This window comes from Desulfobulbus sp., assembly GCF_031547805.1.
Lineage (GTDB): Bacteria > Desulfobacterota > Desulfobulbia > Desulfobulbales > Desulfobulbaceae > Desulfobulbus.
Genome location: NZ_JAVBRQ010000029.1, coordinates 49,345 through 74,737, shown reverse-complemented (window position 1 = coordinate 74,737; position 25,393 = coordinate 49,345). Strand labels below are relative to the sequence as shown.

Sequence of the window (25,393 nt, the reverse complement as noted above, 5' to 3'; positions counted from 1 at the left end):
TTTGGAACTGAATGGTATTTTTGGCCATGCCGTGCTCCTTTTGAGGTGAAGGTTGGGAGCACTATGCCATAGCTGGTATGACAAATAGCGTCATACCACCAAAAAAAATGCCGGCTGAAGTTCAGTGGTAATCAGATTTTTATTTACCCGGCCCGCCGCATTTGTAACCGGTTTGTTTCTTTTGTGAACTGCAATGCCTCTCGAACCCGCCCTTTTTCAGACAATCAAAAATCGGTGCATTGAATGCACCGACCCATTTCTTCTCTCCCTCTTTGATGAGTCGCCCGATGGAGCACTTGCCGACCACCTCCGACTGTTCGGCCAGACAACCCCTTTGCTGGTTTGGGAGGATTCACCCGATCACTACCTGCTCCTGGCGGATTGCCCCATGCATCGGGCTCTTTCATTTCTGGAAGTTGAATCGGCCCTCTGCCGTATTCTCTCCTCGAATACGCCGGCAATCCTCCGTTTTTCCCTGCAAATTCTCCATGAACAAGTCGCATTCCGCCAGCCGAGTCCGATCGTGCAAGCACATCTACTCAACCAGGCCAGCCAGCTGTTGGACCGCAACGCACTGCTGCCCCTGCTTCCCTTGATGGGTTACAAACCGCACTCTTACCTGGTCGAAGAACTCACCACCCTGCTTCATCTGGCACCTGCCGCTGTGCGCGCCATCCACCGGGGGATTCTCGCCCCGAAAACCGGAAAGCTGATAAAACAGCTTTCCTTGGCCGACCAGACGGCATTAATCGGTTTGATCGAGACCTACCGCCCCGGCGGCTCGAAACAGTTCAAGCTGGTTGAAATGGTGGTTGAGCTGTGCTTGCGCCACAACAGTTCCGTCGACGACCTTCTGGGCGCGTGGCAACAGAAGGACCACATCCAGGACAACCTTCCGCAACAACTGCAAGGGCTTCTACAGCACCTGGCTGCATTGGTATGGCCGGAAAGAACAAAAATGGAAAAAGGCTTCCAACGCTTTGCCGACACCATCTCCCTGCCGGATGGGGTAGCATTGGTACCAAGCACTTCTTTTGAAGATGAAAGCGTGGAGGTACGACTTCGTTTCGCCGACAGCAACATCCTGCAGCGAAAGTGGGAGGGAATCAGAGCCCTTGTTCAATCGTGACAAGAGGCTTCGGTCAGGGCTCTGACCAGGATATCGCTGCCGAGCAGCTGGACAGAGACATCGCGCAAAAACGGCGCATGCGCACGACCATCCTCCAACCGGTAGCCACGCACCAGAGGCGTGCCGCCATCACCGATGATGAATGGCGCGTACAACAGGGCCACCTCGTCCACCAAGCGCCGATCATAAAAGGCGCCATGCACGCGGGCACCTCCTTCAACCAGCAACGAGGTGATGTTGTGTGTACCCAGCAGGCAAAGCGTGGCTGACAATTCCACCCGCCCTTCGGCATTCACCGCAACGCGACATATCTTCGCCCCTTGGTCGATCAGGCGAGCTTCCCGCTCTCGAGGCGCATCTTCACCGCAAACAATCCAGGTTTCAGCCGTTGAGGCCTGATGCAGCATGCGAGCCTCCGGCGGCAGCCGCAGGACGGTATCGAGCACGACGCGTAATGGATCGCGTGTTTCTGCCCCTCCCTCAATCCTGGTGGTCAGGTTGGGATCGTCGATGATCGCGGTTTCCACCCCGACCAGAATGGCATCGACCTGATCGCGCAGTCGATGCACATATCGTTGCGCTTCAGGCCCGGTGATTGCTTCCCCATGACGCTGTCGGAAGGTTATTTTACCATCGAGACTCAGCCCTGCCTTCATCAGTACCCATGGCTGGCCGGTGGCGGTATGTTTGATAAACGGATAATTCAGTGCCCGGCATTGCTGTTCAAGCACTCCGCTGTGCACCTCAATCCCCCGCGACGCCAGATATTGGCTCCCGCCTCCCGCCACATGGGGGTTGGGGTCAGCCATGCCGATAACCACCTTGGCGATGCCACTGCGGAGGATAGCTTCGGTGCAGGGCGGAGTGCGACCGGCATGGTTGCAGGGTTCCAGGGTCACGTAGATGGTTGCCCCAGCGGCCCGAGGGCCGGCATCGGCCAGTGCGTTGACCTCGGCATGGGGGGTGCCTGCCTTTTTGTGATAGCCGCGGCCGACCACCACGCCATCCTTGACAATCACCGCCCCGACCGCAGGATTCGGCGAGGTGCGGCCCAGTCCCTTGCGGGCTTGGTCCAGGGCCAATTCCATATAGTGGATATGTTCTTTTTCCATGGCGCGTCCGGTTTCAGTATTTTCCCTTCTCGCCGAGGAAAAGCTTCAATTCGTCCATGAATTCGTTGACATCCTTGAATTGCCGGTAAACCGAGGCAAAACGGACATAGGCGACCTCATCCAGAGCCGGCAGGGCCTCCATCACCCATTCGCCGATCTGGCTGGTGGGAATCTCCTTGCCGCCATAGTCCTGCAGTTTCTGTTCGATGGCATCGACAAAGGCATCGATGTCGGTCATGCTGACCGCCAGTTTCTCGCACGCCTTTTCCAGGCCGGCAACGATCTTGCCCCGGTCCCACGGTTCCCGCCTGCCATCTTTTTTGATGAGCATGGGCAAGGTCAACTCGATGCGCTCGTAGGTGGTGAATCGCCGTTGGCAGGCATCGCACTCCCGACGGCGGCGGGTGATGGTCTTGTCCTTGTTGATCCGGGAATCGATCACCCGGCTATCCAGATGGCCGCAATAGGGACATTTCATGACATACCCCGCACTATTTTCACCGGAAGAATGGCACCGTTGCAATAAAAAAACCGGCAGCTTTTACAAAAAAGCGTGCCGGTTCGAACTGTCTCTCAAAAAAAATCGCTACCCCATCATTTCTATCCTATGGAGATGACGGCCGCCAGCAAATTCGGTTGCCAACCAGACCTTGACAATCTCCTGGACAAGGGCGCTCCCCACTACCCTGGCGGCCAGGCACAACACATTGGCATCGTTATGTTCTCTGCTCATGCGGGCGGTGAAGGATTCGTGACAGAGCGCCGCCCGGATGTGACGGTGACGATTCGCGGCGATTGACATGCCAATACCCGTGCCGCAGATCAAAATACCGCGTTGGCAACGCCCCTCGCTAATGGCCACACAGACCCTATTGGCAAAATCGGGATAGTCAACCGATTCCTCCGAAGAGCAGCCCAGATCAATAACCGTGTGCCCAGCCTGCTCGACGATCGGGACAATCGTCTTTTTGAGGTCGAAACCGGCGTGGTCGCAACCAATCGCGATGTTCATGCTCCCTCCTCCTGGCCTGATGATCAGGCAAAACGCCGGAAAATCACCACGCCATTGGTGCCGCCAAAGCCGAAAGAATTGGACATGGCGGTCGTAATTTTATGCTCCCTGGCGACCAGGGGTACGTAATCCAGATCGCAGTCCGGATCGGGATTGTGCAGGTTGGCGGTTGGCGGTAACAGGCCATGGTGCAGGCTCAATACGGTAAAAGCCGCCTCGATGCCACCGGCAGCACCCAACATGTGGCCGGTCATCGATTTAGTGGAACTGATCGCCAATTTGTAGGCGTGGTCTCCAAAAACGGTCTTGATGGCCAAGGTTTCGCATTTATCGTTGAGCGGGGTGGACGTACCGTGTGCATTGATGTAATCGATACTTTCGGGGTTGAGGCCGGCATCCCGCAAGGCGGCCGCCATGCACCGAGCCGCCCCTTCACCATCCTCGGGCGGCGCCGCGATGTGGTAGGCATCGCTGCTCTGGCCATAACCGATAATCTCGGCGTAGATGGTGGCGCCCCGCCGCTTGGCCGACTCCAATTCCTCCAGCACCATCATGCCGGCCCCTTCGGAGATGACGAAACCGTCCCGATCCCGGTCAAAAGGCCGGGAGGCGACCGAGGGCTCGTCGTTGCGGGTGGAAAGGGCCTTCATGGCGCCGAAACCGCCTACGGCCAGGGGGCAGATGACCGACTCGGTTCCACCGGTGACGGCCGCATCGCAATCGCCATGGGCGATATGGCGAAAGGCCTCGCCCACGGCATGGGTACCGGCCGCACAGGCCGTGGTCAGGCACAGGTTGGGGCCTTTGCAACCCAGTCGCATGGAAATATGTCCCGAGGGCATGTTGGGGATCACCCTCGGGATGAAAAACGGCGTAATTTTGCGGGGGCCCTTATTGACCAATACCCCATGGTATTCTTCAATGGTGGGCAACCCGCCCATGCCGCAACCGGTGATGACCCCAACCCGGTTGATATTACCGTCGGTGATCGACAGGCCGCTGCTTTTCCAGGCAATGTCCGCGGCGGCTACCGCGTATTGCACGAAAAGATCGAGATTCTTGGCTTGTTTTTTCTCAAACCACGCCTCGGGGTCAAACCCCTTCACTTCAGCGGCTATTTGCGAGGCCTGATCGGAAGCGTCAAAGCGGGTAATCGGTCCGATTCCGCTCTGCCCGTTAACCAGCGCCTGCCACGTCTGCTCGGTTCCAATCCCGAGCGGCGTGACCAAGCCAATCCCTGTAACAACGACCCGTCGTTTCACACTCTTTCCCCGTCTTACCCTTGGATCTTGTTCACAAAATCGATGGCGTTCTGCACGGTGACGATTTTTTCCGCCTCTTCATCGGGAATCTCGACATCAAATTCCTCTTCCATGGCCATGATCAGCTCGACCAGGTCCAGGGAATCGGCACCGAGATCGTCGACAAACGAAGCGCCCGGCACGACCTTGTCGCGATCAACACTGAGTTGCTCGACGATAATATCAATCATTTTATCTTCAACAGCCATTGTTCTTCTCCTCACGTAGTCTTGTTGTTCTTAGGCAAAACAATGTCCGAATATGTAGATACTCGGACATCTTTTGTCAATGGCCCATGTACATTCCGCCATTGACATGCAAGGTCTGACCGGTGATGTAACTTCCGTCAGACGACGCCAGGAATGCGACCGCCGCGGCAACATCTTGCGGCGTACCCAAAATCCCGAGGGGAATCTGGGCCTTGAGCGCTTCCTGAACGTCTTCGGTGAGGCCGTCGGTCATGTCGGTGACGATATATCCGGGGGCCACGCAGTTAACGGTTATATTCCGCCCTGCCAACTCCCGCGCCATTGACTTGGTCAAGCCCGTCAGCCCCGCTTTGGCGGCGGCGTAATTGACCTGGCCACCGTTGCCGACAAAACCGACCACCGACGAAATGTTGATGATCCGGCCCCATCGTTTCTTCATCATGGCGCGCATCACGGCTTTGCCGCAGAGAAACGCGCCCTTCAGATTGGTATCGAGGACACTGTCCCACTCTTCGTCTTTCATGCGTGCCACCAGGCCGTCGCGGGTAATGCCCGCGTTGTTGACGAGAATGTCGACCTGGCCATGGGCAGCAATGATCTCCTTGATGCTCTCCTGAACCGCCTCGGCATCGGCCACATTGAAGCGGACCATGAATCCCTTGCCGCCGGCGGCTTCAATCTGGCGCAGCGTTTCTTCGGCTGCGGCCGGATTCGCCACATAATTCACTCCCACAGTCGCACCCATGGCAGCCAACCGCACCGAGATGGCTCGGCCGATCCCCCGGCTGCCGCCGGTGACCAAGGCAATTTTTCCGTCGAGTGTCATTTCTTGATCTCCTGCAAACGTTGAATCAAGCGGGGCACCACCTCGTACAAATCACCGACCACGCCATAGGTGGCGATGTCGAAAATGGGGGCATCCTTGTCCCGGTTGATGGCCACCACAATTTCAGCCGATTGCATGCCGACCGCATGCTGCACCGCCCCGGAAATGCCGCAGGCGACATACAGTTTGGGGCTGACCGTCTTGCCGGTCTGGCCCACCTGATGCGGATAGGGAATCCAGCCCGCATCGACTGCGGCCCTGGAAGCGGCCACCGCGCCGCCCAACTCGGCGGCCAAATCCCGGATCAAGGCGAATCCCTTGGCCGAGTCCAGTCCACGGCCGCCGGCAACCAAGGTTTCGAACTCCTGGATATTGACCTGATCCTCGGTGTTGACCACGGTTTCGAGCACTTCCACCCTCGATTGCAGGAGTTCCGCCGGAAGTTGGAGAGAAACCACCTCACCCGTGCGGGCAGCGTCCGGTTCGGCAGGGGCCATGACCTTGGGCCGGACCGTGGCCATCTGCGGCCGGGTCTGCGGACATTCGATGGTGGCCATGATGTTGCCACCGAAGGCCGGCCGGGTCTGCAACAGCATGCCATCTTCCTCGCGGATCTCCAAGCGGGTGCAATCGGCGGTCAGACCGGCATTGATGGCGGTGGCCACATAGGGAATGACCGAGCGGCCGATGGCGGTGGCACCGGCCAGAACCACTTCCGGCTTGCGCTCGCGGATGGCCGACTCCAGAACCTTGGCATAGAGATCCTCGCGAAACTGCTCCAACATGGGGTCTTCGGCCAAAAGCACGATATCGGCACCGGCGGCGATCAGGCTTTGGGCCAGATCGCTCACGAAACCGCCGGGCAGAACGGCGCTGAGCTTAACGCCGCGCTGGTCCGCGAGCTTGCGGCCAATGCCCAGAAGTTCGTAGCTGACCGGTGCAATCTTGCCGTGGCGATATTCGGCAAAGACCATGATGCCCGCATATTCGCCCAAATCGGCCTGGACACGTTTTGCCGCGGTTTCTATCCGTAAGGCTTGCTCGGGACAATTTTCCACGCACGAGCCGCAAAGCGTGCACGAATCGTTGACCACGGCGCAATCCGCCTGGACGCTGATAGCCCCAAAGGCGCAACTGCTCTCGCAAACGCCGCAGGCGGTACACTTGTCGCTATCGATTAACAGCATGAACCACTACTCCGGTTGATGAAAATAAAACGTGTGCCGTTTAGAGATGCGCCTTGAGACAGGCCACCAGTTGGTCCACCTGTTCCTCGACACTGCCGGAAAAAATCTGGCGGTCGCCCCGGGGTTCGGGCGAAAAAACTCGCACGACCTGGGTCGGGGAGCCGGCAAGACCGATGCATTGCGGGTCCGCACCGATATCCGCGGCGGACAGTTGTTGGATCTCCGCCTTCTTGGCCTTCATTTTGCCTTTCAGGGAAGCAACCCGAGGTTCGTTGATATCTTTGACCACGGTCAGCAGGGCCGGTAACGGCAGCCGGAGCACGTCATAGCCGTCGTCCATCATCCGTTCGACCTCGATGGCCTCGGCGGACACCTGGCGGGTTTTCTGCACACAGGCGACGTACGGCAGGTTCAGACGATACGCCAAGCCAGGACCGACCTGGGCGGTATCGCCATCAATAGCCTGTTTGCCGCACAGGATCAGATCAAAGCCGCCCAAGGTCTCCACCGCCTTGGCCAGGGTGTAGGACGTGGCCCAAGTATCGGCACCGGCAAAGGCGCGGTCGGAAATCAGCACTCCCTCGTCGGCACCACAGGCAATGGATTCGCGAAGCACCGCCTCGGCCTGGGGCGGCCCCATGGTCACCACGGTCACCGTTCCCCCCAGTTTTTCCTTGATCGCCACCGCCTCTTCCAAAGCATGGCGATCATAGGGATTCATGATCGATTCCACCCCTTCCCGTGCCAGGGTGTTGGTCTTCGGGTCAAGCCGGACATCCTTGGCATCGGGGACCTGTTTTACACAGACAAATATCTTCATAATGAATCCGTCGCTCAGGAGTATTCTTTGTTCAGTTCCTGGCCGACGACATTGCGCTGAATCTGGTTCGTGCCCTCGTAGATCTGGAGGATCTTGGCGTCGCGCATCATTTTTTCCACCGGATACTCCTTCATGTAGCCATAGCCCCCCAGCACCTGAACGGCATCGGTGGTGACCTTCATGGCCATGTCGGTGGCAAAGACCTTGCACATGGAAGAGGCCTTGGACATATCCTTGGGATGATTGTCGATATGCTTGGCCGCGGCATACACCAACGCCCGGCCGGCTTCAAGCTGGATGGCCATGTCGGCCAGGATGTGCTGCACGGCCTGGAAGGAAATGATCGGCCGGCCGAACTGGACCCGCTGTTTGGCATAGGTCACGGCCTCGTCCAGGGCCGCCTGCGCCAGCCCGATCCCCAGCGAGGCGATACCGGGCCGGGACATATCGAGCGTTTTCATGACCGTGATGAAGCCGGTTCCACGTCGTCCCACCAGCCTGTCCTTGGGAATGCGGCAGTCTTTCATGATCAGTTCCCGCGTAGAGGAGGAACGAATGCCCATTTTGTCTTCCTTCTTGCCATAGGAAAAACCGGGATCTCCGTCCTCAACCACAAAGATGGAAGCGCCACGAGCACCCTTGCTGGGATCGGTCAGGGCAACAATGCTATAGATCTGCGACTCGCCGCCATTGGTGATCCATTGCTTGGTCCCGTTCAGCACCCAGAAATCGCCATCTTCCACGGCAGTAGTCCGGATACCGGAGGCGTCGCTGCCAGCATTGGCCTCGGTCAAGCCGAAGGCGGCCCAGCGGCTGCCGCTGGCGATTTCCGGCAGGTATTTTTGCTTCTGCTCGTCACTGCCGGCAATCATAACCGGAAAAATGCCCAAGGCGCTGGCGGCAAAACTGGTTGCCACCCCGACGCAGCCCCGCGCCAACTCTTCCATGGCCAATACGATCTCAAAACAGCCGCCGCCCAGGCCGCCGTATTCCTCGGGCACGAAGATGCTGAACAAATCAGCCTTGGCAATATCTTGAAGAATTTCACGGGGAAATTGATTTTTCTCGTCAAGTTCGGCCCGCACCGGGATGATTTTCTCATTGGTTATTTCCCGAGCGGTATCGATAATCATCTGTTGTTGCTCAGTGAATAAATAATCCACGAATTCTCTCCTTCGTCACTTACCAGCGCAAGAGCAGCGATCCCCAAGTGAGACCGCCGCCAAAGGTACATAACAGCACAATATCCCCACGGGCCATTCGCCCCTGCCTGTGCGCCTCGTCCAAGGCAATGGGAATACTGGCCGCCGAGGTGTTGCCATATTGACTGAGGTTGACGAACACCCGTTCCTCGGGTATTCCCAGCCGTTCACGCAGATTGTTGAGGATACGGATATTGGCCTGATGGGGAATCATCAGGTCGATGTCGCCGATGGTAAGGTCGTGTTGCCGCAAAAGGTTGGTCACCGAATCTTCCATCGAGCGCACGGCATGCTTGAATATGTCGCCGCCGTTCATGCGAATGAAGGACCCTTGCCATTCTTCCTGGCGCAAGTCGGGATTGCAGCTTTCCGGACCGTCCATGCAGAGCAGGTGCCACAACTTACCGTCAGCACGCAGATTGCTGCCAAACACGCCTCTTCCGTCGTTGGCGCCGGTAACGATCACCGCTCCCGCGCCGTCCCCGAAAAGCACGCAGGTGTTCCGGTCTTCCCAGTTGATCCGCGCCGAAAGCGTTTCCGCACCGATCACCAGAATCTTCATTTCCGGACGATTCTGGATATAATTGCTTGCCAGATCGAGGCCGTAGGTGAATCCGGCGCAGGCAGCGCTGAGATCGTAGGCAAAGGCGTTGACCGCCCCCAACTCGGCCTGGACGAAACAGGCGGTCGACGGCATGATCATGTGGGAGGAAATAGTCGCAACCACGATCAGATCCAATTCTTCCGGCTCGATGCCGGTCACCGCCAGCGCCCGGCGCGCGGCCTTGGTCGCCAATTGATAGTTCTGTTCGCCAGGGCCGGCAATTCTGCGATTGCGAATGCCGGTACGGCTGGCGATCCATTCGTCGGAGGTCTCGACTATCCGTTCCAGGTCGGCATTGGAGAGTGTTCTCTCCGGCAGGCAGGAACCGGTTCCGAGAATAACGGCTTTTGTCATGTAAAAACAATCTGCTGTCAGGCAGCGTATTCGCCAAGGGTATGCACAATGGCGTCGTTGACACGGTTGCGCACCATGTTGGCGGCAACTTCGATGGCATTGCGAATGGCGACGGCATTGGAGGCGCCATGGCAGATGATGCCCGTGCCATCGATACCCAAAAGCGGAGCACCGCCGTATTCGGCGTAATCAACCTGCTTTTTGAATCCGGCAAAGGCCTCGCGGATCAACAGATATCCTATTTTGGCACGCCAGGTTTTCATGATTTCCCGTTTGAGCATCTGCATGGCCGCATCGGCCAGCCCTTCGCTTATTTTCAGGGAAATGTTGCCGACAAACCCGTCGCAAACAATTACATCGACATCGCCCTTGTAGACGTCGCGACCTTCGACATTGCCGATGAAATTGAGCGGACTCTGCTTCAGCAGATCGTAGGTTTCCTTCACCAGGGCGTTGCCCTTGCCCGTTTCCTCGCCGATACTCAACAAGCCGACCCGTGGTCGATCATAGTTGAGCAACAGACGCGAGCAGGAGGAGGCCATGACCGCGAACTGGTAGAGATGCTGGGGACGGCAATCGACATTGGCGCCGATATCCATCAGCATCACCGGTTTTTTCACGGTTGGAAAAAAACTGGCAATTCCCGGCCGAGAAATCCCTGGCAGCCGACCAAGCTTTCTGATGGCCGCCGCCATGGTGGCACCGGAATTGCCGGCAGAAACCAAAGCGTCCGCCTCTCCGCTCTTGACGAGATCAAAGCCGACCATCACGGTCGCCTCTTTCTTCTTGCGGACGGCCTCGACCGGTGAATCGTCCATGGTGATAACCTCGGGGGCGTGATGAATCGTTATCCGCTCCCGAAACCCATCACAACCCGACGAATGGCCAGCAACTTGTTCTTCCAACAAAGCACGGGGGCCCAGCAAGATGACTTGGAGATCGTTTTTCTCTCGAACCGCGGCAAGTGCGCCTTGGATCGCCATCTCTGCCCCTCGGTCGCCACCCATGGCGTCAAGGGCTATCCTCACAACGGCGCCTAATTCAGATCTTCCTCGAGATTGAGGACATTGCGCCCTTTATACATGCCGCAACCACCGCACAGTTGATGGCGCATTTTGGGCTCGCCGCATTCCGGGCACTGCCCGACGCTTGGTTTGGTCAGGGCATCGTGCGACCGACGAAGCCTGGTCCGCGAATGAGAATGTCTACGTTTGGGTAAAGCCATTGCATTCCTCCATTGATCCCAAAACGCCCGTCACCTGTATTTTTCGGTAAGAACAAGCGGCTTTTGGATAGTTTCGCTATTTTTTCAATTGCGCGAGAACCGCGAACGGCGAACTCTCGCACCGATCGGCACATCCGCATGAAACAAGATTACGGTTTGCCCCGCAATTGGCGCAAATGCCCTTGCATTGCTCCGAACAAAGGCTTTTCATGGGAAGCGCAAGATACAACTGCTGCCGGATGGCGTCATCGAGATCGATAACCGGTTCATCCAGAACGGTTGTATCCAGATCGGGTATCCTGTATTCCAGATCTTTCACCTGCCAGGACGCATCGGTTTCCACTTCGAACAGCATTTGCAAGGCAACATCCACTTGCCGCTGATACGGCGAAAGACAGCGATCACATTCCAGCGTCAAGGCACTTTTCAGCCGCCCCTGCAGCTCAACCTTCGTATCGTCTTTCCGAATAAGGGAGCAACGAACTTCAAGCAGATCAACGACAAGCCCAGGCAAATCGTCAAGCCCTTCGATTGTCCGGACGTCGTAATGACTGCCGTGGGGGGATATTTCAGCAAACCGGATCAGCATTGCCAACAGGCCTCGTCAATCAGCCCCTGTTTACGGGCAAACGGAAAAGTATACAAAAAAAAATACTTTCCGCCAAGCAAAAAGACAAACCTGAACTGTTTAGGGAAAACCAGCACATACGCCCCGATTGCTCACCACGACGAGTGAACAATGGGGCACGGAGAAAGAGACGCAGAAAATCGCGACCTCATGAGACGTGTTTCAGCTCTTATTGAAACCCTTTTCCAACTCGGTGATTTTATTCTTGAGCTGCTTGACCAACCCGGCATATCCATCCTTACGCAGAATTTCATTGAACTGTTCCATATAGTTGCGCACAAGACTCACTCCTTCGACCACAACATCGTAGATCATCCACTGATCGTTCCGCAAGATCATGATATAAAAGACGGGAATGGATTTGTTTTTATCGACCAACAGAGTTTGCACCTCTGCACGATCGGCTTTGACTCTTTGCAAGGTGTATTGGATTTGCTGGCCGGAATAATCATCGATCTTATCGACATAGACGTATTGCAGCAATTGAGTAAACAGATCTTCAAATTCTGACTGTTCTTTATCTGAAAGATTCCGCCATTGTTGACCGAGCACGCGCTTGCTCATCTCACGAAAATCAAACCGTTCCCGGATCACACTGATCATCCGGTCGCTCTGCTCCTGTCGGCTCTTGCTCTTCAGTCCGGGTTCGGCCAGAGTCGCGGTCACCTTGGCAAGAAACGGTCGGATCTGCTCGGTAGGATCGGGCGACGCCGCCACAGCGGCATGGCTGCCCACAACAAGCAACAGGGAGACGAGGCTTACTTGAAAAAACGAGGCGATTGAAATGTTACGCTGCATATTGCACCATGCATCAGGGGATTGATTCGTTGGTTTGTTTCATTGATTCTTCACTTCGAAGATGTGGAGTGATCGTACTGTTTGCTCCGCATCTGGTAGTAGCCGTTGCGAAACGCCACATACGAGTCGAAACTCATGGATTTGATTTCCACGTACTCGCCGAGATGCAACGAAGTGCGATTGACGGTTTTCGCGCCTTGGGCGGTGGCGGTGGTGAGGGTATCGTCGTTCCAGGGCGTATAGGTGGCCGAGGCGACTCCATCGACCACGGTGCCGGAAAAATCCCGCAGAGTCGAAGGTCCGAGCAAAGGCACCACCAGATAGAAGCCGTCCCCGACGCCCCAGACCGACAGGGTTTCGCCAAAGCTGGCGTAAATCGGAGGAATTTCGAATTCATCCCCGGCCGGGTCGGCCAAGCCGAAAACACCGCAGATGCTGTTGATGAAAAAACGGCCCAGGGTCTTGCCGGCATCGCGGAATCTGCCCTGCAACAGGCAGTTGACCGAGCGGACCGGCTCCCCGAGATTGTAGAAAAAATTCCCGATGCATCCCCGGATGTCGGCAGGCACAATCTTGCTGTATCCCTTGGACACCGGTTCCAGCATCCAGATATAAAATTTGTCGTTCACGGTGAACACGGCCCTGTTGAAGGGCTCGATGGGATCCGACACCTGCACGTCGGACGTCGGCTTTTCATAGCTTTCATCGCTGAGGAAATCGACTGCTCCGGCAAATTTTTCCGAAGAAGCCACTTCGCCGGAGAGTTCCGCCGCGGCGACAAGATGGCCGGAGAACATCATGGCCGTCATCGCAAACAGCAAGCACAGGCGCCTGATCTGTCTTTCCGTGCAACCGAGGGGATTATTCATCATTACTTGACCTGTCCAAAGGCAAATTTTGAGATCAAAGATTCCAGGTCCACGGCCGATTCGGTATCGACAATGGTACCTCCTGGTGGATAGGACTTCTCATCCCCGCCAAGGGTGACCTGGATATATTTGTCACCAATGATTCCCTGCGATTTGACCGAGGCCACGGAGTCAACCGGGATGGCGATGGCACGATCCACCTGCATGGTGACCACGGCCTGTTTGTCTTTGTTCAACGCGAGATGACGGACCTTGCCCACGACCACTCCGGCAATCTGTACGTCGGCACCCGTCTTCAGGCCGGCAATATTGTCGAACTCCGCATTGATCGTATAGGATTTCGAATCCGTCACCCAAGGAACCTCGCCTAACTTCAGCGCCAGCCAACCCAAGGCGAGAAATCCGCAGATAAGAAAAAAGCCAACCAATATTTCCACGCGGGAGTTGCCCATCTTCCTCCTCCTCTATTCGCCGTCCGCTACCTGACCCATGACCTGCCGCGCAAACTCGCGGATGTTGGGCTTGGTGGAATAGGGTATCCGGGAGGCATCGGTAAACACATCCAGCTCCCCCTTATTCAACAAAATAATCTGATCGGCAAGGGTAAAGACCTGGGGGATGTCGTGACTGACAATCACCGCCGTGTACCCCAGCCTGCGCTGCGTCCGGATGAAAAGTTCATAGATTTCCCTGGTCATGACCGGATCGAGCCCGGTCGTGGGTTCGTCGAACAGCACTATTTCCGGGTCCAGTTGCAGTGCTCTTGCCAAGCCGACTCGTTTTTTCATGCCACCACTGAGCTGGGCCGGAAATTTTTCCTCATGACCGGCCAGTTCGAGCTGCTCAAGGGTGGCGGCGACCTGCTGCCGGATCTCGTGGTCGGTAAATTTCGTCCGTTCCCGCAGGGGCAGGGCAATATTTTCCAAAACCGTCAGCGAATCAAACAGGGCGGCCCCCTGAAAAAGGACGCCGAACAGCATGCGCACTTCCTGCAAGGCCCTGTATCCCATGGCGGTAATATCCCGGTCGCCAACCAGCACCTGACCGGAATCCGGTTTGAGCAAGCCGAGAATCAGCTTGAGAATCACACTTTTGCCTTGGCCGCTGCCGCCGGCGATCACCGTTGTCTTGCCCTTGGGTACCGAGAAGCTGACCCGGTCAAGCACGCGATGGCGCCGTCCTCGTTCGCCAAACGACTTGCTCACCTCGACAAAACGAATGGCTGCCGGTTCGTCAGCCGGAATAATCTCGTCCGCCCCGTTGCTCATAACAAAACCGCGGTGAGCAGATAGTCAAAAACCAGAACCGCTATCGACGACATGACCACCGCCTGGGTCGTGACGGTACTGACGCTCTCGGCACCAAAACCGGCTCCTCGAATTTTTTGGACAAAATACCCGCGTCCGGTACATATCCAGACGAGCAACAGGCCAAACACAAACGATTTAATCAGGCCCAATCTCAGGTCGTGGTTGGTGACGCTCTGCTCCATGCCGGCAAAAAAAGCGCCGCCATTGACACCCATCAGTTTAACACCCGCCAAATATCCGCCAAAAATGCCGACCACGTCGAAAATTGCCGTCAGCAACGGAACAGAGATCAATGCCGCCAGAAATTTCGGCGAGATGAAATACCGGAACGGATCGATCGCCATGCATTCCAGGGCATCGATCTGCTCTGAAATCCGCATGATGCCGATCTCGGCACACATGGCCGAACCGGCCCGGCCCGCCACCATCAGTGCGGTCAGCACCGGCCCCAGTTCCATAATCAGGGTCAGGGAGACCGCGGAGCCCAGCATTCCTTCGGCCCCGAACTTGTGCAAGGAATAATATCCTTGCAATCCCAAGACCATCCCTGCTGAAAGTGCGGTGAAAAAGATGACGGTGATCGATCCAGCCCCGATGAACCCGATTTGCTTGAGCAATTCCTTGAAACGGAAAGGATGCCTGCACAGTCCCAGCAGGGAAAAACACAGGAAAATACCCATTCTGCCAAGATCGGTCAGGATGTAGAGGATGCGATCGCCTAGCCCACCAACAAGGCGAAGGATTGCGGGGGTGTGTGGTTGTTCTTGGTTCATCATTATGCAGCGGTCATGTCGGAAATCTTACCCGATGGACCGGCTTGTCCAGCAAGCAAAAAAAGCCTCCCCCAAGTGCGGGGAAAAGCTTCATCGGCTTTTTTTATTGTAAGGTCAGGAGGCTGATGCGGATTTCGGGACAAAGTCCTCAAGAAAATGCTCGGCTACCCCTATCGGGTCGTCAGACGAGTACAACACCATGGTTTGGAGAAACATGAAACTGTCGTCTTCCATGCCCGTGAAACTGACCCCGATGCCATCCTCGACTTTTCTGCGGACCATGCCGCTGAACTTGAGGATGAGACTCGATCGGAGCCCGGTTTCGTAAAGTTCCAGACGACAGTCCTGGCCCACGGGGATATCGGTTACCCCTTCGATGAAAAGTCCTCCCAGGCTGAGATTCCTTGCCGGGAATTGTCCGTGGAGCTTTCCCTGACAGAACACCTTGACGGTCCGGGTAAAGATCACTCGCACATCCTTGCGTTTGTTCGGAGTGAAAATCAATGGCCCTGCTGTCGTCATGTCCGGCCCTCTAAAGAAAATTCTTTATACTTGTGCGACAGTATTGCATCCATGCTGAAATCTGGCAAGCAGAATTCACTTTTTGTAAGCTGCTCAAACAGTTCCCTGTCCTGTATTCCTCCCATTTGCAGGGCTGTCAATACCACCACCTTATGTGGTACTTTTACGCATGGGGCCGCAGTTGTCAACACCATGCGATCTGGGAGTTCCGGGCGGATGGCGCTGCTGTTTGCCACAGTGACACCAGTAAATGTGCCGGCACCGCGAGTCGGCCGTACCCAATTGATCGAGCATCCTGCCCAAAGGCTTCGAATCTGTGCCGCGAAGAAACGTCTGCGATTCACGCTTCCCCATTTAGGCGATTTTTATCAATTGATGCAACTGGAATCAGCGTAGCACCATACCTTTGTCGTTTGGGACAGACAAACCTGGGCCGCAGGTCGACGCGTCGTTGCGATGCCGGATGCGTCTTTCGAACCATGCCGGGGATTGCCGGCACAAGCCGCGATTTCGGCCGCAGGCCCTTCAAAAAACATTCACCGATCGATTGCTTTGTCTTGTTGTTTGCTGTTTTATGGGAAGGAAACGGCAACCGTCCACAATATCCAAGGATGCTGTTTTGTCAGAGCAACACCATACCTGGCTCTATTGAGAGACCCCAGCTCGACCGATTTCCGCAAAACAAATTTAAAAAGGCCGCGATCGCCGGTGTCCCCCCTCCCCTCTTTCAACCACACCCTTGCTGCGGAAACTTGGGCGTCTGCCGCCAAAAAAGACCTTGCCGAGCCCGCCTGTCCCGGTACAATATATTTTCGTTTTTTCCGGGCAACGACCGTCCCGGGCACTCCTTTTTCACTGAAGCCGGAGAAACTGCATGGACGTCAGCATTGTCGGGGCCAGCGGCGGATGCGGCCGGGAAATCGTCACCCAGATCGTGCAGCAACGGCTGCTGGAAAACAGGGAAATCCTGCAACTGGTCGGCAGCAATCCCCACTCCCAGCGACCGCACCTGCTCAACGGTTTTCGCGCCGATCTCCAAGACGCCTACGCAGAGATCATCCCCGAACTCAACGTCACCAACGATCCGGAGCACATCATCGGTGACGTGGTGGTGATCACCGGCGGCCAGACCTTTTCCACCGCCCCCGCCGAAATCGGCCAGGCCTCGCGCGACATGCTGGCCCGGGCCAATGTCGAAACCTTCGAACGGTTTGCCAGATCCCTGGCCCGCACCCGCCGCGAGGATCCGCCGGTGGTGATCATCGTCACCAATCCGGTCGAATTGGGCGTGGCCATTTTCTCCCGCCACCTGCCTCGCACCCATGTGATCGGCATGGGCGCTTTTTCCGACTCGTCCCGTTTTCGTTGGGAGATCGCCTCGGATTTGGGGATCCGACGGCAACGGGTGCGCGGTTTCATGCTCGGCGAACACGGCAACGGCATGGTGCCGGTGTGGAGTTCGGTCCGCATCCAAGGTATGACCGAGGCTGAATGGCGGCTGATCGAGCCGACCCTGCGGCGGGGCCTGCGCACCGAGGAATATCCGGAGGCCCTGCTCCACCACCAGCGCATCCTGATCGGGATGATCGGTTCGGACCCCAAGCACGGCGCGGTCAAGGCACTGCACTATGTCAGTGAACTGCCGCCCGATCTGCGGGTGCCGCTCAAGCCCTTTGCCATCCATTACACCGCCGCCAAAACCCAGACCGCCACCGCGGCGGCCACGGTGGAACTGGTCCGGGCGGTGGTCGAGGGACGCCGGGTGGAGATCTCGGCCCAATACATGCACGAGGGAGAAAACGGCCTTCGCGGGCCCTGTGGCGGCCGCCTGCTCCTGGCGGGCACGGTCCTGCGGGTCATGCCGGACCGCGACGAAATGACACCCGCCGAACGCGCCCTGATCGAACGTTCCGCCGAGGCGATCCGGAAAAAAATCAACGAATGGTGGCCCCATGACGAATGAAACCCCTGTCTGGTTGATGGTGCTGATCACCAGGGATCATGCCGGCGATACCGCGGCGATCGCCTCGGTGTTCTCCGGCCGGGGCATCCAAATCGACAGCTTCATCGGCTTTGGCTCCAATCCCCAGGCCAGCGGCGAACCGCAAGGAAGAATCATGATCACCTTCCATGCCTTTGCCGACCGTTGCCGCACCCTCTGCCGGGTTCTGGCCAGCCTGGAAGCCGTGGCCGAGGTCCGCTGCTTTGCCGAGCACGAGATTCCGGCCAACCTGTCAGCCCGGACCGCGGCGGTGAAACAGCTGCTGGCGACCATGTGACTCCTGCCGGGGCGTACCGTGAGCATACCGATGCCGGGCACATCGACAATTTTCGCCGACGACGCGAAACGCACGGTTCGATCCGGTGCCGACCTTGCCTTCGACAACCGGAAGAGGACAAGCGAGCCTGAAACCGCGTTCGCGCCGCACCTTTTTTCGGAGCCTGCCCAATGAGCAAGGTTTTTGCCGCCTCCGCCGCCGACCCGATGCCTAACGACTCGATCCAAGCCGGCCAACCGGCTCTGCCCGAGGATGGACCCTGTCTGGACACCGTCCAGTTGGCCCGGCTGGAGCACTCGTTCCGGGCTTGGGCCGACAACTCACCGAGGCGGGACATCCGACTCTCCCGCCGCCGCATCTTGCTGATTTTTCTTCTGATCCGTTATACCGGCGCCAAGCTCAACGAAATCCTCCAACTCGATCCCTTCGTTGACATCAATGGCCAGACGGTCTGCATTCGCGACTGCGAAACCGAGGAACCCTGCGCCCGCGCCATCGCCATTGCCGAACCGCTGGGCCGGGAAATCGAGGCCGTCCTGCTCGACCCCGAATTCCGCCGGACCCTGGCCAACGGTTTTGCCGTGGACCCGGCCTTTGTCCGTCGAAAATTCTATGAACGCGCCGAAGAATGCGGTTTTGCCAAGCATCTGGGCGGGCCGGAGATGATCCGCCGGGCGCGGGCGGTGGAACTGATGCGCGGCAACATCCCCCTGCCTGCGGTGCAAAAATTGCTGGGCCATGCGACCCCCAGCCTGACCGCGGTCCACGCCTCGTTTTCCGAGGAAGAGCTGCGCCAGGCCATGCAACTGTTCATCAAGCGGGAATCGTCGCGGAAGACCAGCGCCCGGAACTCTTTTTTCGGCAAGATCGTCGCCATCGAGCGGGGCGATGTCCAGGCCCGGATCACCCTGGTCAACCTCGGTGGCCACCAAGTGGCCTCGATCATCACCCGCGAGAGCTTGGACCGGCTGGGATTGGGACTGGGACAATTGATCACCGCCGAGGTCAAAGCGCCTTGGATCATGCTGCAACGCGGGCACCGCCTCACCGGATGCAGCGCCGACAATCGCCTGCGGGGTGAAATCGCGCGCATCAACCGGGGCGCGGTAAATTCGGAATGCGTGGTCCGTCTCGACGACCACACCGAACTGTGCGCCCTCGTCTCCACCAGCGAAAGCAAGGCCGCCGGTTTTGTTGCCGGCGAACAGGTGTGGGCAATCTTCAACGGGTTTTCGGTCATCCTGCACACGGATGATTGAAGCGTGGGACGGGCGCGGCGGCCGTTGCCGACCGTGGCCTTCATTGACTGTTCAACCGCAACCAAGGAGAAAAAAACATGAAAAAAACACTGTTGTACGGCGTGCTGCTGCTAGGCTGCTGCACTTTGGGCATGGCGGGATTGGCCGTTTCCGCGGACAAGGGCCCGGCGGAGATGACCCTGACCTCGACCATCGACCCCGCTCCCATCCCCAAGCCGGCCCGCTTTCCCCACGCGGCCCATCAGGGACGACTAGAATGCGCCGCCTGCCATCACAGCAAGGATGCAAACGGCAAGCGGGTCGCCTACAGCGAAGGACAAAAGATCGAGAAGTGCGAATCCTGCCACAACAGCAAGGCAGGCATGCCAGACAAGGTCAACACCTTCAAGAATGCGGCCCATGCCCTGTGCCGCGACTGCCACAGCAAAACCAAACCGGAACTGGCCAAGTGTACCGTGTGCCATAAATAATCCGCCCTGCCCTACCATTGCTCCGGACCGGCGCTCGACCCGAGCGGCCGGTCCGGACTTTCGGCCCTTGCCAGCTTGCGCCCCCGGGCGGATCACCGGCTGCATGTCTTTTTTCCCTTCTCGTTTCCCTGCGGCCACCCAGCAGCGGAACACACCGCCGGCCTACGCGGGAACCGCACAACCATAGTTGAAAATCTGTACTTTTATCCTGGTCTCGAGTATAGGTATGCGGGGCGGCAACCGGCTTTATCCGCCACCTTTTCGAGCACCTTTTCTTTGCACCCGACAATGCCATGCGCCCCCTGTCCACCGCCAACCGAATCGCCGCCAAGGCTGCGCTCATCTATCTCGCCGTCTCCGTCCTGTGGATAAGTTTTTCCGACCGCGCCGCATATGCCTTGATCAACGACAGCGGCACCCTTTTCCAGGTACTGACCATCAAAGGATGGTTGTTTGTCGCCACCACCGCGTTATTGCTTTTTTTCGTCTCCCGCAGGGAGCTCAACCGTTACGAACGGGAACGGGACATCCTCCGAAAAAACGAACGATTCCTGGCCAATGTCTTTCAGGCCGCCCCCGCCGGGATGGGTGTTGCCCGCAACCGAATCATTTTGACGGTCAACGTGCGTCTGTGCGCCATGACCGGCTATCGCCCCGAAGAACTGATCGGTTTCGATGCCCGGATTCTCTATACCAACGATGCCGATTACGAGGCGGTCGCGGTCGAGGCCTATCGCCAGATCGGCCAATCCGGCTCCGCCATGATCGAAACCAAGTGGCAGCGCCAGGACCGATCGTGCCTCGACGTGCTCCTGAGTTCAACCCCGGTCGACGCGGACAATCCGGACGCCGGCTTTGCCTTCACCGCCATCGACATCACCGCCTCAAAGCAGGCGAGAATGGCGGTCCAGGCAAGCGAGGAGCGGTACCGGGGGCTGATCGAACTGGCCGTCGACGGCATCGTGCTGGGAACCGGCGAAGGCATAATCACCGAAATCAACGGTTCGATGTGCGCCATGTTGGGTGACGAATGCGACGCGATTGTCGGCAAGCACATCAGCGAACTGGCCTTTACTTCGGAAAGCATGGAAAAGGCCCCGCTCCGCTTCGACCTCCTGCGACAGGGCCAGACCGTGGTGAGCGAGCGCAACCTGCTCCGGCCGGACGGTTCGACGATTATCTTTGAAATGCGCAGCAAGATCATGCCCGACGGTTCCTACCAGGCCATCTTTCGCGATATCACCGAGCGCAAGCGGATCGAACAAGATCTGCGGGAGAGCCGAGAGAAATTCGCCCTGGCCTTCGACCAGAGCCCGGATGCCGTCAACATCAACCGGCTGGAAGACGGCATGTACGTGGAAATCAACCGGGGATTCACCGACCTCACCGGTTTCACCCGCGAGGACGTCGCCGGCATGACCTCGCTGGCCCTGAACATCTGGCACGATCCCGCCGATCGCCAGCTCATGGTCACGGCCATGCGCACCCGGGGGAGTTGCGACAACCTCGAAGCCGTGTTCCGCCGCAAGGACGGCACCCTCGGGACCGGCCTGCTGTCGGCGCGCCCCCTGGTCTTGAACGGCGAGCCCCACATCATTTCCATCACCCGCGACATCAGCCAGCGCAAACAGGCCGATGCCGACCTGGAACGGCTGAAGGTGGCGATCGAACAAGCCGGCGAGATTATCGTCATCACCGATGCGGACGGCAGCATCCAGTATGCCAACCCGGCCTTTACCCGGGTCACCGGATACACCATCGACGAGGTCATTCAGTGCAACCCGCGCATCCTCAAGAGCGGCGAGCACGACGAGGATTTTTACCACGATTTGTGGCAGACCATCACTTCGGGCCGCATCTGGAGCGGACGCCTGGTCAACCGGAAAAAAGACGGCTCCCTCTACACCGAGGATGCCTCGATCTCGCCGGTGTTCAACCGACAGGGCCTTATCGTCAATTTCGTGGCGATCAAGCACGACATCACCACTCAGCTCAAATTGGAAGCGCAGTATCGACAGGCCCAGAAGATGGAGTCGGTCGGCCGGCTCACCGGCGGGGTGGCCCACGATTTCAACAATATCCTGGCGGTAATCATCGGCTATGCCGAAATGGCGCTGGAAAAAACCGATCCCGACCAGACGCTCCATGCCGACCTGAAAAGAATTCACGAAGCGGCCCTGCGTTCCGCCGACATTGTCCGCCAGCTGTTGGCCTACTCCCGCAAGCAGCACATCGTCCCCCAGACCATCGACCTCAACCAGGCCGTGAACGGTATTCTGAGCATGCTGCGCCGGCTGATCGGCGAGGACATCGAACTGATCTGGATACCGAGTCCCGACCTGCCGGCGATCAAGATGGATCCGGCCCAGATCGACCAGATCCTGGCCAATCTGTGCGTCAATGCCCGCGATGCCATCGAGGATAACGGCACCATCACCATCCGCACCGGACGGGCCTTGCTCGACGAGGCCTTTTGCGCCGAACACCATGGAGCCGAACCGGGTGACTACATCGTGCTCACGGTCGCCGACGACGGCTGCGGCATCGAACCGGAACTGCTGGACAAGATCTACGAGCCGTTCTTCACCACCAAGGACCTGTTCGGCACCGGGCTCGGGCTGGCCACGGTCTACGGCATTGTGCAGCAGAACGCCGGCATCATCGTGGTCGAAAGCACGCCGGGCCGGGGAACGGTCTTTTTCATTTACCTGCCCGTTGCCAGCGCCAGCGAAGAAAAACAGAAGCAAGGCAAATCGGCGGTTGCTCCTGGCCGGGGAGAAACCATCCTGCTGGTCGAGGACGATCCGAGCCTGCTGGCGCTGGGGCAATCCATGCTGAAAAAACTGGGGTACAACGCCCTGACCGCCCCGTCGCCCGAAAAGGCCATGTCACTGGTCGGGCAGTACCCCGGCCGGATCGATCTCCTCATCACCGACGTGATCATGCCGGGCATGAACGGCAAAGAGTTGGCCGACCGCCTGACCGCCGTCTTCCCGGCGCTCCGCGTTATCTATATGTCGGGCTATACCGCCGATGTCATTGCCCATCACGGGGTGCTGGATCAGCAACTCCAATTTCTCCCCAAACCTTTTTCCACCATGAAACTGGCGGAAAAAATCAGGGCGGCGCTCAACGTGTGAGCAGGCTTGGGACGGCTTCGGCGTCCCCCCCCCTTTTAGAGGTCGAACTGGAGGCGTCGGTATTGAATCGCCTCGGCCACATGGCTTTGGTCCGGCATGGCGGCGCCGGCGAGATCGGCGATGGTCAGGGCGATTTTGAGGATGCGGTGGTAGGCCCGGGCGGAAAGGCCGAGCCGGGAGATCGATTGGCCGAGCAGATCGGCCGAGGCGGGATCGAGGCGGCAGAATTTCTTGACTTCCCTGGCGCCCATCTGGGCGTTGCAATGGATGTCGGCCGTGCCGGAAAACCGCTGGCGCTGGCGGCTCCGGGCCTGGTTGACCCGCTGCCGGATCGCGGCCGACGGCTCTCCTTCCGGCTGGCCGAGCATCTCCTGCACCGCCACCGGCGGCACCTCGACATGCATGTCGATGCGATCCAGAAGCGGTCCGGACAGGCGGCTACGGTAGCGCTGCACCTGCAGCGGCGTGCAGGTGCAGGACCGGAGGCGGTCTCCCAAGAAACCGCAGGGGCATGGGTTCATGGCCGCAACCATCATGAACCGGGCCGGAAAGCGGAGGCTGGACGAGGCGCGGGCGATGGTCACCGTGCCGTCCTCCAAGGGCTGGCGCAGGACCTCGAGCACATGCTTCTTGAATTCCGGCAGCTCGTCGAGGAAGAGCACGCCATTGTGGGCCAACGAAACCTCGCCGGGACGCGGCACCTGGCCGCCGCCGATCAGGCCGGCATCGGACACGGTGTGATGCGGGGCACGGAAGGGACGGGTCACCAGCAGCGGTTCCCGCTCGGGCAACAGCCCGGCCGAGGAAAAAACCTTGGTGGTCTCGATGGCCTCCTCCAAGGTCAAATCGGGCAGGATGGTCGCCAGCCGGCGGGCCATCATGGTCTTGCCGGTTCCCGGCACCCCGGTCAGCAGGACATTGTGGCCGCCCGCCGCGGCGATTTCCATGGCCCGCTTGGCGTACTCCTGCCCCTTGATGTCGGCGAAATCGACCTGATAGCGGTCGCGGTGGCGGGCAAAAAGTTCGGCCGGATCGAGCGTCACCGACGCCAGGGCGATACGGCCGGCAAGCAATTCCACGGCCTGGTCCAGCCGTTCGACCGGGTAGACGTCGATCCCCTGGACAATGGCCGCCTCGTCGGCATTGCCCGCCGGCACCAGAAAACGGTCCATTCCCTCCCGGCAAGCCGCCAGGGCCATGGGCAAGACGCCCGGCACCGGCCGCACCGATCCGTCCAGGGAAAGCTCGCCGGCCATGGCGGTCCGCTCGAGCCCGCTGCCGTCCACCAACCCGGCCGCAGCCAGGATGCCCATTGCCATGGGCAAATCATAGCCGGTGCCCTCCTTCTTGACCGCCGCCGGCGCCAGGTTGACCGTGATGCGATGCTGGGGAAAACTGTAGCCCGCGTTCTTGATCGCCGCCCGGACCCGATCCTTGGCCTCGCGCACCGCGCCCTCGGCCAGCCCCACCGTGGAAAAGGACGGCAGCCCCTGGGCCAGGTCCACCTCCACCTGGACCAGCAGCCCCTCGACCCCGGACACCGAACAGCCGATTACCTTGGCAAGCACGGAGAAGCCTCGTAGAGGGCGCGCATGGCCGGGCTGTAGCCGCCGCCGTGCTGGTGGATGAAAAACGGCGCCAAAATGTCGATCTGCTCGCCGCCGTTTTTTCGCGCCTCGACCAGAACCAGGCAGGCCTGGGACGCTTCGGAATAGGAATAGACCGGCAGCAGCCGCTTGGGCGTCAACCGGTGGGCCTGCATGGCGGCGAGCAGGGTGTTGCAGCGCCGGGCCGGGTACACGAACACCACCTGTCCCCGATTTTTGACCGCGAACGCCGCCGCCCGGACAAAATCCTCGATTCCGCCCTGCACCTCATGGCGGGCGCTGGCCGCCTGGCTATCCCGGTTCAGTCGGCCGGTTTTCCTCCCGCCGTAGGGGGGATTGCACACCACCACGTCAACGGACTCCGGCGACACCGACTCGGCAATGGCGCGAACATCGCCGCGCCGCACCGAAAAACGGCTCCCGACCCCGTTGCTCCGGCCGTTTGCCTCGGCCAAATCGGCCAGTGACTCCTGCAACTCCAGCCCCTCGACCACGATATCCGGATAGCGGAAGCACAGGATCAGGCCGATAACGCCGCAGCCGCAGCCGAGATCGAGCACCCGCCGGTCCGCCCCCGGATTGACGAAATGAGCGGCCAGGACCGCATCCACCGAAAAGCGGTAGCCGTTGCGGGGTTGGCGGCAGATCAGCTTGCCGTTGAACAGGGCATCATCGGTTACTGCATTGCAAAGAAGATTGGGTTCCGACACGGCTGACTCCCCCATGAGAGTGTTGACAACGGGCTGGCGAGACGGTC

The 25,393-nt window shown here is 58.6% G+C and carries 28 protein-coding genes; 6 read left to right on the top strand and 22 right to left on the bottom strand.

Annotated elements, in window-relative coordinates; genetic code table 11:
• The first annotated feature begins 193 nt into the window (after positions 1–193).
• Entirely contained in the window at positions 194–1,129 is a 936-nt protein-coding gene (locus tag RMR13_RS10455) for a hypothetical protein (protein ID WP_310600576.1), read from the top strand.
• Here RMR13_RS10455 and ribD read toward each other — a convergent pair.
• The 20 genes from ribD to RMR13_RS10355 all read right to left on the bottom strand — a co-directional run bounded on the left by ribD (position 1,120) and on the right by RMR13_RS10355 (position 16,117).
• Positions 1,120–2,241, bottom strand: coding sequence for a bifunctional diaminohydroxyphosphoribosylaminopyrimidine deaminase/5-amino-6-(5-phosphoribosylamino)uracil reductase RibD (gene ribD / locus RMR13_RS10450; RefSeq protein WP_310600575.1), 1,122 nt, complete (start codon positions 2,239–2,241; stop codon positions 1,120–1,122). The two genes, RMR13_RS10455 and ribD, sit on opposite strands and share 10 nt — an antisense overlap.
• Before the next feature lie 13 nt (positions 2,242–2,254).
• The gene (gene nrdR, locus RMR13_RS10445) at positions 2,255–2,719 is read right to left on the bottom strand and encodes a transcriptional regulator NrdR (protein ID WP_310600574.1); all 465 of its coding nucleotides are present in this window, start codon (positions 2,717–2,719) and stop codon (positions 2,255–2,257) included.
• A 108-nt stretch (positions 2,720–2,827) separates the two neighbouring features.
• Positions 2,828–3,253 carry a ribose 5-phosphate isomerase B gene (gene rpiB, locus RMR13_RS10440; RefSeq protein WP_310600573.1) on the bottom strand — a complete coding sequence of 142 codons (426 nt, stop codon included), beginning with the start codon at positions 3,251–3,253 and terminating at the stop codon, positions 2,828–2,830.
• Between the two features lie 23 nt (positions 3,254–3,276).
• Positions 3,277–4,515, bottom strand: a complete 1,239-nt coding sequence (gene fabF / locus RMR13_RS10435) for a beta-ketoacyl-ACP synthase II (RefSeq protein ID WP_310600572.1) — start codon at positions 4,513–4,515, stop codon at positions 3,277–3,279.
• Positions 4,516–4,529: 14 nt separating this feature from the next.
• Positions 4,530–4,763 carry an acyl carrier protein gene (acpP, locus tag RMR13_RS10430; protein WP_028318578.1) on the bottom strand — a complete coding sequence of 78 codons (234 nt, stop codon included), beginning with the start codon at positions 4,761–4,763 and terminating at the stop codon, positions 4,530–4,532.
• 76 nt (positions 4,764–4,839) lie between these two features.
• Positions 4,840–5,589, bottom strand: a complete 750-nt coding sequence (gene fabG / locus RMR13_RS10425) for a 3-oxoacyl-ACP reductase FabG (RefSeq protein WP_310600571.1) — start codon at positions 5,587–5,589, stop codon at positions 4,840–4,842.
• A complete protein-coding gene (locus RMR13_RS10420; protein WP_310600570.1) occupies positions 5,586–6,776 on the bottom strand; it encodes an electron transfer flavoprotein subunit alpha in 1,191 nt (396 codons plus the stop codon). The genes fabG and RMR13_RS10420 overlap by 4 nt, the downstream gene beginning before the upstream one ends.
• A gap of 40 nt (positions 6,777–6,816) precedes the next feature.
• Complete coding sequence (locus RMR13_RS10415) at positions 6,817–7,596, bottom strand: electron transfer flavoprotein subunit beta/FixA family protein (protein WP_310600569.1); 780 nt, start codon at positions 7,594–7,596, stop codon at positions 6,817–6,819.
• Between the two features lie 14 nt (positions 7,597–7,610).
• On the bottom strand, positions 7,611–8,759 hold the full coding sequence (locus RMR13_RS10410; RefSeq protein WP_310600568.1) for an acyl-CoA dehydrogenase family protein: 1,149 nt from the start codon (positions 8,757–8,759) through the stop codon (positions 7,611–7,613).
• A gap of 19 nt (positions 8,760–8,778) precedes the next feature.
• Positions 8,779–9,756 carry a beta-ketoacyl-ACP synthase III gene (locus RMR13_RS10405; RefSeq protein WP_310600567.1) on the bottom strand — a complete coding sequence of 326 codons (978 nt, stop codon included), beginning with the start codon at positions 9,754–9,756 and terminating at the stop codon, positions 8,779–8,781.
• Positions 9,757–9,773: 17 nt separating this feature from the next.
• Positions 9,774–10,739 (bottom strand): phosphate acyltransferase PlsX, encoded by a 966-nt coding sequence (plsX, locus tag RMR13_RS10400; protein WP_310600566.1) that lies wholly within the window; start codon positions 10,737–10,739, stop codon positions 9,774–9,776.
• 53 nt (positions 10,740–10,792) lie between these two features.
• The gene (gene rpmF / locus RMR13_RS10395; protein WP_309412644.1) at positions 10,793–10,981 is read right to left on the bottom strand and encodes a 50S ribosomal protein L32; all 189 of its coding nucleotides are present in this window, start codon (positions 10,979–10,981) and stop codon (positions 10,793–10,795) included.
• 76 nt (positions 10,982–11,057) lie between these two features.
• Entirely contained in the window at positions 11,058–11,570 is a 513-nt protein-coding gene (locus RMR13_RS10390) for a DUF177 domain-containing protein (RefSeq protein ID WP_310600577.1), read from the bottom strand.
• 201 nt (positions 11,571–11,771) lie between these two features.
• Positions 11,772–12,407, bottom strand: coding sequence for an ABC transporter substrate-binding protein (locus RMR13_RS10385; RefSeq protein ID WP_310600565.1), 636 nt, complete (start codon positions 12,405–12,407; stop codon positions 11,772–11,774).
• 50 nt (positions 12,408–12,457) lie between these two features.
• Entirely contained in the window at positions 12,458–13,228 is a 771-nt protein-coding gene (locus RMR13_RS10380) for a VacJ family lipoprotein (RefSeq protein WP_310600564.1), read from the bottom strand.
• 50 nt (positions 13,229–13,278) lie between these two features.
• Positions 13,279–13,728, bottom strand: coding sequence for an outer membrane lipid asymmetry maintenance protein MlaD (gene mlaD / locus RMR13_RS10375; RefSeq protein ID WP_310600563.1), 450 nt, complete (start codon positions 13,726–13,728; stop codon positions 13,279–13,281).
• A 12-nt stretch (positions 13,729–13,740) separates the two neighbouring features.
• A complete protein-coding gene (locus RMR13_RS10370; RefSeq protein ID WP_310600562.1) occupies positions 13,741–14,544 on the bottom strand; it encodes an ATP-binding cassette domain-containing protein in 804 nt (267 codons plus the stop codon).
• On the bottom strand, positions 14,541–15,362 hold the full coding sequence (locus tag RMR13_RS10365; protein ID WP_310600561.1) for an MlaE family lipid ABC transporter permease subunit: 822 nt from the start codon (positions 15,360–15,362) through the stop codon (positions 14,541–14,543). The genes RMR13_RS10370 and RMR13_RS10365 overlap by 4 nt, the downstream gene beginning before the upstream one ends.
• 111 nt (positions 15,363–15,473) lie before the next feature.
• Complete coding sequence (locus RMR13_RS10360; protein WP_310600560.1) at positions 15,474–15,881, bottom strand: PilZ domain-containing protein; 408 nt, start codon at positions 15,879–15,881, stop codon at positions 15,474–15,476.
• Positions 15,878–16,117, bottom strand: coding sequence for a hypothetical protein (locus RMR13_RS10355; protein WP_310600559.1), 240 nt, complete (start codon positions 16,115–16,117; stop codon positions 15,878–15,880). Before RMR13_RS10355 ends, RMR13_RS10360 begins: the two co-directional genes overlap by 4 nt.
• 638 nt (positions 16,118–16,755) lie before the next feature.
• Here RMR13_RS10355 and RMR13_RS10350 point away from each other — a divergent pair.
• The 5 genes from RMR13_RS10350 to RMR13_RS10330 all read left to right on the top strand — a co-directional run bounded on the left by RMR13_RS10350 (position 16,756) and on the right by RMR13_RS10330 (position 23,029).
• A complete protein-coding gene (locus RMR13_RS10350; RefSeq protein WP_310600558.1) occupies positions 16,756–17,844 on the top strand; it encodes a lactate/malate family dehydrogenase in 1,089 nt (362 codons plus the stop codon).
• Complete coding sequence (locus tag RMR13_RS10345) at positions 17,834–18,160, top strand: hypothetical protein (RefSeq protein ID WP_310600557.1); 327 nt, start codon at positions 17,834–17,836, stop codon at positions 18,158–18,160. The genes RMR13_RS10350 and RMR13_RS10345 overlap by 11 nt, the downstream gene beginning before the upstream one ends.
• 170 nt (positions 18,161–18,330) lie before the next feature.
• A complete protein-coding gene (locus RMR13_RS10340) occupies positions 18,331–19,419 on the top strand; it encodes a TOBE domain-containing protein (RefSeq protein WP_310600556.1) in 1,089 nt (362 codons plus the stop codon).
• Between the two features lie 77 nt (positions 19,420–19,496).
• Complete coding sequence (locus RMR13_RS10335; RefSeq protein ID WP_310600555.1) at positions 19,497–19,889, top strand: cytochrome c3 family protein; 393 nt, start codon at positions 19,497–19,499, stop codon at positions 19,887–19,889.
• 293 nt (positions 19,890–20,182) lie between these two features.
• The gene (locus tag RMR13_RS10330) at positions 20,183–23,029 is read left to right on the top strand and encodes a PAS domain S-box protein (protein ID WP_310600554.1); all 2,847 of its coding nucleotides are present in this window, start codon (positions 20,183–20,185) and stop codon (positions 23,027–23,029) included.
• A gap of 35 nt (positions 23,030–23,064) precedes the next feature.
• Here RMR13_RS10330 and RMR13_RS10325 read toward each other — a convergent pair whose 3' ends face one another.
• The gene (locus tag RMR13_RS10325; RefSeq protein WP_310600553.1) at positions 23,065–24,597 is read right to left on the bottom strand and encodes a YifB family Mg chelatase-like AAA ATPase; all 1,533 of its coding nucleotides are present in this window, start codon (positions 24,595–24,597) and stop codon (positions 23,065–23,067) included.
• The gene (locus tag RMR13_RS10320; RefSeq protein WP_310600552.1) at positions 24,582–25,346 is read right to left on the bottom strand and encodes a methyltransferase; all 765 of its coding nucleotides are present in this window, start codon (positions 25,344–25,346) and stop codon (positions 24,582–24,584) included. The genes RMR13_RS10325 and RMR13_RS10320 overlap by 16 nt, the downstream gene beginning before the upstream one ends.
• Positions 25,347–25,393: the final 47 nt, after the last annotated feature.